This window comes from Paenibacillus sp. FSL H7-0331 (assembly GCF_001956045.1).
This window is the reverse complement of record NZ_MRTH01000004.1, coordinates 421,845-433,203: the sequence shown is the minus strand read 5'-3', so window position 1 is coordinate 433,203 and position 11,359 is coordinate 421,845. Positions and strand designations below refer to the sequence as shown.

The 11,359-nt window shown below is 47.7% G+C and carries 8 protein-coding genes; 3 read left to right on the top strand and 5 right to left on the bottom strand.

The genetic code is table 11. From position 1 onward, the window contains the following. Nucleotides 1–138: 138 nt before the first annotated feature. The 3 genes from deoB to BK127_RS08690 form a co-directional block, all read right to left on the bottom strand. On the bottom strand, nucleotides 139–1,320 hold the full coding sequence (gene deoB / locus BK127_RS08700; protein ID WP_076229618.1) for a phosphopentomutase: 1,182 nt from the start codon (nucleotides 1,318–1,320) through the stop codon (nucleotides 139–141). Next, nucleotides 1,317–2,606 carry a dihydroorotase gene (locus BK127_RS08695; protein ID WP_076229617.1) on the bottom strand — a complete coding sequence of 430 codons (1,290 nt, stop codon included), beginning with the start codon at nucleotides 2,604–2,606 and terminating at the stop codon, nucleotides 1,317–1,319. Before BK127_RS08695 ends, deoB begins: the two co-directional genes overlap by 4 nt. A gap of 125 nt (nucleotides 2,607–2,731) precedes the next feature. Next, nucleotides 2,732–4,390, bottom strand: coding sequence for a PucR family transcriptional regulator (locus BK127_RS08690; protein ID WP_076229616.1), 1,659 nt, complete (start codon nucleotides 4,388–4,390; stop codon nucleotides 2,732–2,734). A gap of 194 nt (nucleotides 4,391–4,584) precedes the next feature. Here BK127_RS08690 and BK127_RS08685 point away from each other — a divergent pair, with 194 nt between their 5' ends. Together BK127_RS08685 and carB are read left to right on the top strand one after the other, a co-directional pair. Then, the gene (locus BK127_RS08685; RefSeq protein WP_076229615.1) at nucleotides 4,585–5,715 is read left to right on the top strand and encodes a carbamoyl phosphate synthase small subunit; all 1,131 of its coding nucleotides are present in this window, start codon (nucleotides 4,585–4,587) and stop codon (nucleotides 5,713–5,715) included. Next, nucleotides 5,702–8,899: a carbamoyl-phosphate synthase large subunit gene (gene carB, locus BK127_RS08680; protein ID WP_076229614.1), complete on the top strand. Its 3,198-nt coding sequence runs from the start codon at nucleotides 5,702–5,704 to the stop codon at nucleotides 8,897–8,899. The genes BK127_RS08685 and carB overlap by 14 nt, the downstream gene beginning before the upstream one ends. Before the next feature lie 132 nt (nucleotides 8,900–9,031). Here carB and BK127_RS08675 read toward each other — a convergent pair whose 3' ends face one another. Continuing rightward, nucleotides 9,032–9,907 carry a phytanoyl-CoA dioxygenase family protein gene (locus BK127_RS08675; RefSeq protein WP_076229613.1) on the bottom strand — a complete coding sequence of 292 codons (876 nt, stop codon included), beginning with the start codon at nucleotides 9,905–9,907 and terminating at the stop codon, nucleotides 9,032–9,034. A 184-nt stretch (nucleotides 9,908–10,091) separates the two neighbouring features. Here BK127_RS08675 and BK127_RS08670 point away from each other — a divergent pair, with 184 nt between their 5' ends. Beyond that, complete coding sequence (locus BK127_RS08670) at nucleotides 10,092–10,940, top strand: AraC family transcriptional regulator (RefSeq protein ID WP_076229612.1); 849 nt, start codon at nucleotides 10,092–10,094, stop codon at nucleotides 10,938–10,940. Nucleotides 10,941–10,949: 9 nt separating this feature from the next. On the opposite strand, the gene BK127_RS08665 is transcribed toward BK127_RS08670, so the two are convergent. After that, nucleotides 10,950–11,312 carry a Rieske (2Fe-2S) protein gene (locus BK127_RS08665; protein ID WP_076229611.1) on the bottom strand — a complete coding sequence of 121 codons (363 nt, stop codon included), beginning with the start codon at nucleotides 11,310–11,312 and terminating at the stop codon, nucleotides 10,950–10,952. Between the last annotated feature and the right edge of the window lie 47 nt (nucleotides 11,313–11,359).

The window sequence follows — 11,359 nt, the reverse complement described above, 5'->3', positions numbered from 1 at the left end:
ATCATTTCACCGTCACTTTTAGGTTGTAGTTCTTTATTCGACGATGTGGAAATGAATTCCTTTAGTTCAACTTATATAGCAAGTTTTTCCTTGCTCTTATTCATGCCCACTGTTCTTTCTGACTATGCAGTTTTTCGCTTAGATATCAGAAAGAAAGCTTTGTCCATGTGCCGGGGGCTTGGAGCTGAAATTATCCGCAATCGTCGCTCCAACGTCAGCAAAGGTCGTACGAATTCCCAGATTCAAGCCTTGATCCAGGCTCCGATGTGAAACGAGCAGCGGCACGTATTCCCTGGTGTGGTCCGTGCCCGGATGTGTCGGATCATTACCATGGTCAGCCGTAATGATGAGCAGATCATCGGGCCTTAAAGCTCCGGTTATTTCCGGTAATCGAGCATCGAATTCCCGTAACGCGGACGCATAGCCTGCCGGGTCCCGACGATGGCCATAAATAGCATCAAAATCAACAAGATTCAAAAAGCAGAGACCTGTAAAATCCTGCTTCATAACGCTCAGCAGCCAGTCCACTCCATCCCTGTTGGATTTCGTTTTCAAGCTTTCCGTAACACCCGCACCTGCAAATATATCAGAAATTTTACCGATACCTATGCTAGCAAGCCCTTGCTCAACCAAGCGGTCCATGACCGTAGCCGTGGGCGGAGTCACAGCGTAATCCCGTCGATTCGGCGTTCTTACAAACTGGTTGGGTCCTCCAGTGAAAGGACGAGCGATGACCCTGCCCACGACGATACCGTTCTCATTCAAGGTCATTTCCCTTGCCTTCTGGCAAATTGCGTATAATTCTTCAAGAGGAACAATATCTTCGTGCGCCGCAATCTGCAGTACACTATCAGCTGAGGTGTATACAATCAGATGTCCGCTCTGCATATGCTGAGCACCCAGCTCAACAAGAATATCGGTGCCCGAAGCAACCTTATTGCCGATAATACGGCGGCCAGCTGCCATCTCCAGAGCCTGAATGAACGCTTCAGGAAAACCTTCAGGAAAAGTTTGAAATGGCACCTTATTACATACACCCATGATCTCCCAGTGACCTGTCAGCGTGTCTTTGCCCGCTGAAATCTCAGCCATTTTCCCATAATGAGCCTTGGTATTTGCTACAGCCTGCAGCCCTTGAATGGCTTCTATACAGCCAAGCCCCATTTGCTCCAAATGCGGCAGCCGTAGTTGTCCTGTAGTCTCCGCAATATGCCCCAGTGTATGTGAACCTGAATCTCCATATTGAGATGCATCTGGAAGCGCACCGATGCCTACACTATCAAGAACAATCAGAAAAACTCTTGGAAATCGAATCGTCATCTGGTTATCCCCATTTCGTCATATACGACCTTACCATTGACCATCGTTAAAACGGCTTTCCCTTTAAGTTTCATACCAATAAAAGGACTGTTTCTTGATTTGGATTGAAATGCTTCTGCATCGACCGTCCATTCTTTCTGCGGATCAAGTAATGTAATATCAGCATCACAGCCCTCAGCCAGCCTTCCTGAAGAAAGACCCATAATTCGGGAAGGGATAATCGTCAGCTTGGCAATCGCCTCTGTCAAAGTCAGCTTCTCTGGATGAACCAGGTAGGTAAAAGTTAAGCCCACAGCCGTTTCCAGCCCCACCATCCCAAAGGGTGCATCCGCTAATGGGCGCCCTTTCTCATCAAGCGTGTGCGGAGCATGATCGGTTGCAATCGCATCCAGTGTACCGTCGACCAAACCCGCAATGACGGCTTCCACATCCTCCCGGGTGCGAAGCGGTGGATTCACCTTGGCCATGGTGCCGCTTACCAATGCCTGTTCATCCGTTAAGGAAAAATGATGCGGCGCACCTTCACCCGTAACCCGTACCCCTCTAGCCTTCGCTTCGCGTATAAGCTGAACGCCTCTGGAGGTGGAGACATGCTGAATGTGAAGCCTTGCACCAGCATCTTCTGCGAACAGGATATCACGGGCAATAATCAATTCTTCACCAAGCCGATGGATTCCCGGATCTCCAAGCTGCTCGCTTACCTTACCCTGATTAAGGGAACCGCTCTGAACCAGCTGATGATCCTCACAATGTGAGCTGATCGGCACATCCAATTCTGCAGCTTTGCGAAAAGCCTCATGCACGAGTCGTGGGTCCATAACAGATTTGCCATCGTCGGTAAACGTAACAGCTCCTGCCCGATAAAGGGCTTCCATTTCCGTTAGCACCTTGCCTTCAATACCATAAGTCAGAGCTGCCGAGGAATAGACCTTGACGCCCGCTTGCTCCTGTCCGGTGCGAAGCACATATTCAAGGGTCTGTACCGTATCAATACTTGGCTTCGTATTGGGCATGCAGACCACCGAGGTAAATCCCCCTGCAGCAGCAGAAGCAGCACCTGATGAAATCGTTTCCTTTTGTGGGAAGCCGGGATCACGAAAATGAACATGAATATCGACAAGACCCGGAACCACTAGTAAGCCCTTTGCGTCAATCACATGATCTATAGCTTCAACTTGCTTATTTCCAATAGTAACCACTTTGCCATCTTCGATGACGACGTCAGCGATTTCGTTAAAATCGTTTTCCGGATTGATAACCGTTCCATTTTTTATAAGTATCTTCATGTCCTGTCAATCCTTTCAATTCAAGTAATAGAAAGAGATAGTAGAAATCGTACCAAGAAAATCGCGGTGCGAATATGTGGAATTGGACAAAAAAATAAACCGAGTGTCGTCGGTTTAGCCAAATCCTAAATATTGCCGGACTGTAAAAGCTGGTCTATTTTGAGTCCCATATGCAGCAGCAGTCGTTTCTCCGCATCATGAACGTTACATCCTGTAAGCTGCTCTATTTTTTGCAGCCGGTATTTCATCGTATTCACGTGAACGAACAGCTTTTCTGCCGATTCCGACAAAGAGCAATTGCTGGCAAAGTACTCCCTCAGCGTATCTGCAAGGGTGGCATTGTTACTCCAGTCGTATTCTACCAGCTTGCCGATGGTTTCCGAATACAACTCCTCCATCTCTTTCCAATCACTTACCTGGCCCAATACGCGATAGATACCCAGATCCTCATAATGGACGCAACCTGTGGCTCCACTGATCGGTTTTCCCAATTGAATCGCTTTGACAGCCTCCTTATACCCTTCGTGAATGCCTTCCAGTCCTTGATAAAACCGCCCGATACCGATGGTAAACTGCAATTCCTCAAATTCTTGCGAAAGCTGTCGGTACGCGGATTCGGCCAAATCCATGGTGGAGCTTTTGTTGGGCCTTTGTTGCTGGGGATATTCTGGCGCACCTGTCCCATCGCAGTGATAGAGCACAATAATATGCTCCTTACGTATCGTAAGTATGGCATTAAATCGGAAAATATCGTTCACTTTGCGCAGCATCTTTCGTTTACGCTCCTGAAACCACAGTGCTTCATTCTCGATCAGTGTCGTATGTGAAGAAGAGCTGGTAAAAGTGATAGCAAACACCTGATAATCTTTCGCTAAATCCCAGTTGAACATTCTCCCTTTATTAATAACCTCGGCTTTATCCGTAATATTCCCCAAAAGCACTTCAGTTAACAGGTCATCCTTAAAATTTTGCTCTACATCAGCCTTCGTAATCACCTTCAAAAACTCAAGAGCCATCAACAGTATGGTTCGATCCAGTACAAGAAAATCCCGTTCGACAAACTCTCTTTTGGTTTGCCAACACGTCACATCCCCATACAGCTCATCGTTCAGCAGCAAAGGTGTAACTATGCAGGGGGTTTTTAGATGATTAAGCATTCTCTCCATCCTGATCGAACGCTTTGCTATTTTCAACTCGTTTTTTTGTGACCGTGTGAGGGGAGCGACATGACTGCCAGACGAAATACCTTCGAGGTTAGGCATCTCCGAACCCACGGTAATGATGTTCTCCGTCATTTGCTGGACAGCTTCCACCAAGGCCGGTATGCCCTTGCCCCCCATGGCCAGCTCCGTGATCCACTGGAACGACTTTTCCAGCTGCTCCTTCCCCAGATCCGGCTGGTTTAAGCTCCGTTCCATCAGTGGGGTCATTATATCCAGATAGGAAACCTCGTCATCGATTTCAATAATTGGAAAATCAAGCTGGTTCCCCGCCTCAATGATGGCAGCAGGGATTTGTTTCACGTACCGCTCGGTTTTAATCGCCAAGGCAGAGCTCCCCACAGCATGCAATTGTTGAACCAGCTGTCCAATCGCTTCCTCATCGTCCTTGATCGGATACAGACTCGTCAACAATAGGTCGTTTCCCTTCAGCCAACGGATCACATCCGGCACTTCCATAACAGTGATATAATCAATGGTCTTATTCAGCCCCTTTTCCCCGGCTACCACTTTACACTTGACCAATCCGCCGATCTGCATCGCATCCTTTACGCTGACTCCCATCCAACTCCCCCTCTTTTAGTAAGAAGATAACAGAAAAACGGAGATAATACTACATTTTCGATCCTTCGTCAGTCATCAAGGAAAATTTATAGGATTGTATATTTATTCGTTTTAATGTATATTTAATCACAATTATAAAACTTTAATTTAATATCCCACCTTTTTCATATAATTATTTTTAGGAGTGAAGCAGGATGAAAGCCAGATTGTTGTTAGAGGATGGAACCCTCTTTGAGGGCCAGGCTTTTGGCAGTGAGAGAGAATCCGCAGGAGAGGTCGTCTTCCAAACCGGTATGACGGGTTATCAGGAGGTACTGTCTGATCCTTCTTATTGCGGACAGCTCGTTACGATGACGTATCCGTTGATCGGAAATTATGGTATCAACCGGGACGATTTTGAAGCTATCCGCCCGTGGATTCACGGTTTTATTGTTAGGAAACACGAGCTTGCACCGAGCAATTGGAGATCGTCCATGAGTCTCGATGCCTTGCTGAAGCAGCATGAAATTCCGGGGATCAGTGGCATTGACACACGAATGCTGACACGCATTCTGCGACAGCACGGTACGATGAAGGGTTTGCTGACGACCAGCAGCCAATCGCTGGCCTCGCTGCAGGAGCAGCTGCATGCCATATCTCCTCTGAGCAATCCCGCAGCGCTTGTCTCCACCCCGCAGCCATACCGGAGTCCAGGAGCCAAAGAGCGTATTGTGGTTGTGGATTTCGGCTGTAAATCAGGTATTATCCGAGAGCTAATCACCCGGGGATGCGATGTTACCGTCGTTCCTCATGATACGACAGCCGAGCAAATTCGCCGCTTTAACCCGGATGGCATTCTTCTCTCCAATGGTCCGGGCGATCCGAAGGATGTCGCTTATGTCTTACCCGTGATCCGTGAGCTTCTCGGCGAGATTCCGATGTTTGGTATTTGTCTGGGACATCAGCTGTTTGCACTGGCCTGTGGTGCGGATTGCAGCAAGCTGACCTTCGGGCACCGCGGCTCCAACCATCCGGTAAAGCACTTGGAAACCGGCCGCTGTCTCATTACCTCACAAAATCATAGTTATGCGGTGGTTGATGCTTCCGTTGCTGCCACCGATCTGACGATCACCCATATCAATAATAACGATGGCACCATAGAAGGACTCCAGCACAACTATTACCCTGCCTTTTCTGTACAGTTCCACCCCGAAGCATCTCCGGGACCTTATGACAGCAATGCGCTGTTCGATCAATTTTTGGACGTTATCCATCGTTTTCAGCAAACTCGCACTTTAAATAATTCTCAGGACAAAGGAGTAGAACGGTTGTATGCCGAAAAATAAAGCTTATCAAAAAGTTCTCATCATCGGATCAGGCCCCATCGTGATTGGGCAGGCCGCCGAGTTTGACTATGCGGGTACACAAGCTTGCCAAGCGCTTAAGGAGGAAGGCGTAGAGGTAGTGCTTATTAACAGTAATCCGGCTACGATTATGACCGATCATACATTTGCCGACAAGGTTTATCTGGAGCCGATCACGCTGGAATTCGTCAAACAGATCATTATGCAGGAGCGCCCTGACGGATTACTTGCCACGCTTGGTGGACAAACGGGGCTCAACATGGCGCTTGAGCTTGCTCAAGACGGCATTCTGGAGCGTGAACAGGTGAAACTTCTCGGTACGCAGCTGGATGCCATCCGCAAGGCGGAGGATCGTGAGCTGTTCCGCGAGCTGATGAAAGATCTTCAGCAGCCAGTGCCACAAAGCGTCATCGTTACCGAGCCCAACGAGGCTATACGGTTTGCCGAGCAAATCGGGTATCCGGTCATCGTTCGCCCGGCTTATACGCTGGGTGGAAGCGGTGGTGGTATTGCTCACCAGGCCGATGAGCTCATGGATATCGTCCGCTCTGGTCTGTATTGCAGTCCCATCGGTCAATGTCTGGTGGAAAAAAGTATCGCTGGTATGAAGGAAATCGAGTATGAGGTTATGCGTGATGCCCACGATAATTGCATTGTCATCTGCAATATGGAAAATTTCGATCCTGTTGGCGTACATACAGGGGATAGTATTGTCGTAGCTCCAAGTCAAACGTTATCCGATCGCGAATATCAAATGCTGCGCACGGCCTCCATTCAAATCGTTAGCTCGCTAGGTATAGAAGGTGCATGCAATGTCCAGTTCGCGCTTGACCCGGACAGCTACCAGTATTACGTCATCGAAGTCAATCCGAGGGTCAGCCGTTCGTCTGCTCTGGCTTCCAAGGCCACAGGGTATCCGATAGCCAAAATTGCTGCCAAAATAGCAATGGGCTTTACCCTCGATGAGATCGTTAACCCGGTTACAGGCCAAACCTATGCCTTCTTCGAGCCTGCACTCGATTATATCGTAACGAAAATTCCGCGTTGGCCGTTTGATCAATTTCCTTCAGCCAATCGTACGCTGGGAACACAAATGAAGGCCACAGGGGAAGTCATGGCGATTGGCCGAACCTTTGGCGAGTCCCTGCAGAAAGCCGTTCGTTCCCTTGAAATTGGGGCTGTAGGACTCTATCTTCCCGGCACGGCGCAGCTCCAACAAGACGATTTGCATAAACGGCTGCAAAAAGCGGATGATGAGCGGCTATTTCTGATTGCCGAATCATTTCGTCGCGGATATGCCGTATCCGACGTTCATCGTTTGACACAGATCGATTCGTGGTTCTTGCATAACATTGAACAGCTTGTTCGATTCGAATATGAGCTTCAACAAGAGGTGCTAACGGAGTCACTGCTTCTGGAAGCCAAGCAGCACGGCTTCAGCGATCAGGCTATTGCTGGCATTCGCCGCTCAGTGAATCCCTCCTATTCTTTGACAACCGCATTGGCCATTGAACAATATCGTTATGCTCTTGGCATGATTCCGGTATACAAGATGGTAGACACCTGCTCGGCGGAGTTTGAAGCAACTTCGTCATATTATTATTCAACCTATGAAATGGAAAATGAAACCCCGACACCAACGAAGCCGAGGATCGTGGTATTGGGCTCTGGTCCCATACGTATCGGACAAGGAATCGAATTTGATTACTCCACCGTTCATGCTGTTAAAGCCATACAGGAAATGGGTTATGAAGCAGTTATTATTAATAATAATCCAGAGACGGTTTCTACCGACTTCGACATTTCCGACCGATTATACTTTGAGCCTCTTCATCTTGAGGATGTCCTGCATGTGATTAAACATGAGCAGCCTGAAGGGGTTATCGTGCAATTCGGTGGTCAGACAGCTATTGGCTTAGCGTCGGCTTTAGTGGAGCGCGGCATTCGTATTTATGGTACCAGCTTTGCCGGAATCGATACGGCCGAGGACCGCAAAAAATTCGAGGCGCTCCTTAGCAAGCTGCATATTGCTCAACCGCAAGGAGCCACAGCACGTTCGATTGTCGAGGCTGCGGATACCGCACAACGTATCGGCTACCCTGTATTAGTACGTCCTTCCTACGTTCTTGGGGGACGCGCCATGGAAATTGTTCATTCCGAGGCCGAGTTGATGATTTATATGGTACGTGCAGCCCAGATCAGCCCTGAGCATCCCGTCTTAATCGACCGTTATATGCACGGAATCGAGGTCGAAATTGATGCCATTTATGATGGCCAAACCATCTTGATTCCTGGCATTATGGAACAAATCGAACGAACCGGTGTCCATTCTGGAGACTCCATTGCCGTATATCCACCACAAAGCTTATCGTCCGGTGTCCAAGCTCAAATTGTAGCCATCACCTTACAATTGTCTGAACACCTCGGCATAGTGGGGCTCGTTAACATTCAGTTTTTAGTCGAAAACGAGCTGGTATATGTTATCGAAGTCAATCCGCGTGCATCAAGAACCGTACCATTTATGAGTAAAGTCACGAGTGTACCCATGGCTAATATTGCTGCGAAAGTATCGTTAGGTCAAAGCCTCTCCTCTTTCGGATTCCCGGAGGGCTTACTTAAGGAAACGGACGAAGTATCCGTCAAAGTCCCCGTGTTTTCTATGCATAAATTAAGCGGAGTGGAGATCGCACTCGGTCCGGTTATGAAATCTACTGGTGAGGTGATAGGCAGAGACCCCGTGTTTGCCAAAGCGATGCACAAGGGCATGCTCGCCGCAGGCATGAAGCTTCCAGCTCAAGGTACTGTTATTGTTTCTGTTGACGACAGGCATAAACAGGAGGCGGTAGAGCCATTAAGGATGCTTTTCCAACTGGGATACAGGGTTATCGCTACACCCGGGACTGCGCAGGTGCTGCAAGCAGCCGGTATTCCAGCTGCAAGCCTTCCCATAGAGGAAATGGTCCATTCGCTGCGAAGCCTCAAAGCGGACCTGTTCATCAACACCGTGACGACAGGAAAAATGGCTGACAGCAGCGGCTTCCAACTGCGTCGTGAAGCCATAGAAAGCGGTGTTGTTTGCCTGACCTCTATGGATACCGTACGCACTTATACAAATACGCTTGAATCCATATACTTTACACCTTTCGCTTTGGATTCATTAGTGTGACATTAACCTATTCTCCATTAGACTAAGAGGTAAAGAGTCCCTATCCATTGCGATACTTCGCATGACGGCTCCAAATAAACAGCGCCCTGACCCGAGTGAAATATCGGGTTCAGGGCGCTGTTTGCTATGCAATTATCGCAAATCCTGTTCTCTATGCTCAGGTTGGTTGTTTAACCAATCCGCCAAGGTGCATACCCGTTCAGGATACTTATGGCTTCTTGCAAGAAAACCGGCTCCATGCTGTGGCATCGGGTCCTGATCTGTTGGCTGGTAACGCAGATCCACACTCCAGCGAACACTTTTCGACAAGTTTGGAGTGGACATGTGCAGGCAGCGATCGTTAAACAATATCGCACTCCCTGCTTTTACGGGCAAGATTACAGTTGGTGTAGTTCCTAATTGCTTCTCGCTTAAAGCGGTGTAGCCGGTTCCTGTAGCACTCTCCCGATGCCATTTCAACACCCGCTTTTTATGCGTTCGCGGCTTGATATGCAGACAGCCATTTTCTTCCGTTGCATCAACCAATGAGATCCATACTGTAATGACAGGATTTGCATTCGCATCCGGCCAATACGACTTGTCCTGATGCCACGGTACTGCACCTGCCGCAACAAGAGGAACCTTGGGACGAACATTATAAACCGGGTTAGAAAATATTTCACCGCCAATCAGCGATTCTACTGCATTCAATATTTTGGGATTACTCATTAGGGTAAAGTAGCCTGGAAGGCGGTCTCTCCAACTGCGCCCGTATTTCAGAAATTCCTCTGCGGATAAGTCCTTGAACAAATCCGCCAGTCGATTCGGAAAAGGAGTATCGGCCAAAGTATCCGTAATTAACCCTGCTGCTAACAGCTCATCGGCTATCTGTGTCACCTTTTGTGACATCGCCTGCTTCACCGCTTGCAAATCTTCTTCTGTCAACAATTCGGGAAGAACTAAATAACCTTCATCGTTATAAAAATCCAATTGCTCTTTCGTTAAACTGCCACTTACATACACGTCCATCACTCAAACACCTCCAGATAAAGTTTGGATTGATCTGCAGGATTATTATAGCAATGGACGGTTCATAAGTATTTTAATAAATCATCACTGATTTGTACGATATTCCGGTGATTTGAGTTCGCTCAAATATGTTAAACTAAGGAGGTCAGCTCGTATTCCAATGGTCAGGAGATGAATCGGCTCCGTGAAAAACATTCAAGATATAGCTCCAACACTAAGAATTGCCCACCATTACAAGTTTTATGAAAGCTCCAATGAAGGAAATCGTTATGGTTATTGTTATGCTTTTCATCTATTTGATGGTGGACAAGGCACGGTGACAGTCGGCTCCAAGCGTTATCCTGTACGTCGAGGATCTTTGTTCTATATTCCACCGACACATATACATGGTTTTCAGAGCAGTCATGAAGATCCTTTGTCCAGCTATAATATTTATTGCGAGCTTTGGACAAATCATCCCATGCAGACAAAGCAGCATGTAGCCTACAACACCGCACAAATCGACTCTCAATACCTCACTACCATAATGCCCTGTGATGAACTGGAGCACATTCCTTCGGTGGTACAAATCCAACAGCATCCTCGTCTTGTCGATTTGTTTATTCATATAACTCGTGTGTTCAGTGAAAACAGCCTGTTTAAGAACGAAATTTCAGCAAGTCTGCTTTATGGTTGGATTTTGGAATTTCTTCAAATTTGCCGCTCAGCACAACCCTTCGATCCACGGATTCAACGCATTATCGAAAAGATGGAGAGCCACTCCTGGAACGAGGACGACGAGGACGATTGGCAAATCCAGAGCGGTCTGCAGAAGACCCATTTCTATAATTTATTTAAACAGATGACGGGACTGTCACCTAAAGCCTATCTTTTGAAAATAAAAATGCGTAGAGCTGCAGCCACCCTGCTTGAAAGCAACCGATCCATAACCGATATTTCATTGTATCTGGGCTATGCTTCCATTCATTATTTCACCAAGCAATTTACAGCCTATTTCGGCGTTTCACCGACTCAATTTCGGAACAGACATTAACATAAGCATTCAGATCAGCACATAGACCTGATCACCCTCTGTCTCCACCTCATATCCCCGCAGTCGGACGTTAGGATCTGCCAAATGCTGGCCATTGGTCAGATCGAACTCCCAGCCATGCCAGGGACAGCGAACAATTTCCTGCTCCCTGCCATATTGATACTCATATACCATCGAGGGTAATCGGGTCCCGCATACAACCCCTACACACACCGGAGCCGCAGCGTGCGGGCACACATTTCGCCATGCATGCAGGTTTCCTTTTACAAGAAAGATCCCGATCTCCATGCCTTTAACCACTGCTATGACCCGCCCTTTTTCCTGCAATTCCATGAGTGACGCAGCCTCGTAACGTACTTTGACTTTATTCATTATGGTGTTCCTCCTTCGAATTTATAGAACCAACGGACCTTACCCGT

Excerpts from the sequence above, each read along its gene's own strand:
- BK127_RS08690 (WP_076229616.1), bottom strand. The coding sequence starts at position 4,390 with ATGGGAGTCAGCGTAAAGGATGCGATGCAGATCGGCGGATTGGTCAAG.
- BK127_RS08665 (WP_076229611.1), bottom strand. The coding sequence starts at position 11,312 with ATGAATAAAGTCAAAGTACGTTACGAGGCTGCGTCACTCATGGAATTG.
- BK127_RS08685 (WP_076229615.1), top strand. The coding sequence starts at position 4,585 with ATGAAAGCCAGATTGTTGTTAGAGGATGGAACCCTCTTTGAGGGCCAG.
- BK127_RS08695 (WP_076229617.1), bottom strand. The coding sequence starts at position 2,606 with ATGAAGATACTTATAAAAAATGGAACGGTTATCAATCCGGAAAACGAT.
- BK127_RS08675 (WP_076229613.1), bottom strand. The coding sequence starts at position 9,907 with ATGGACGTGTATGTAAGTGGCAGTTTAACGAAAGAGCAATTGGATTTT.
- deoB (WP_076229618.1), bottom strand. The coding sequence starts at position 1,320 with ATGACGATTCGATTTCCAAGAGTTTTTCTGATTGTTCTTGATAGTGTA.
- carB (WP_076229614.1), top strand. The coding sequence starts at position 5,702 with ATGCCGAAAAATAAAGCTTATCAAAAAGTTCTCATCATCGGATCAGGC.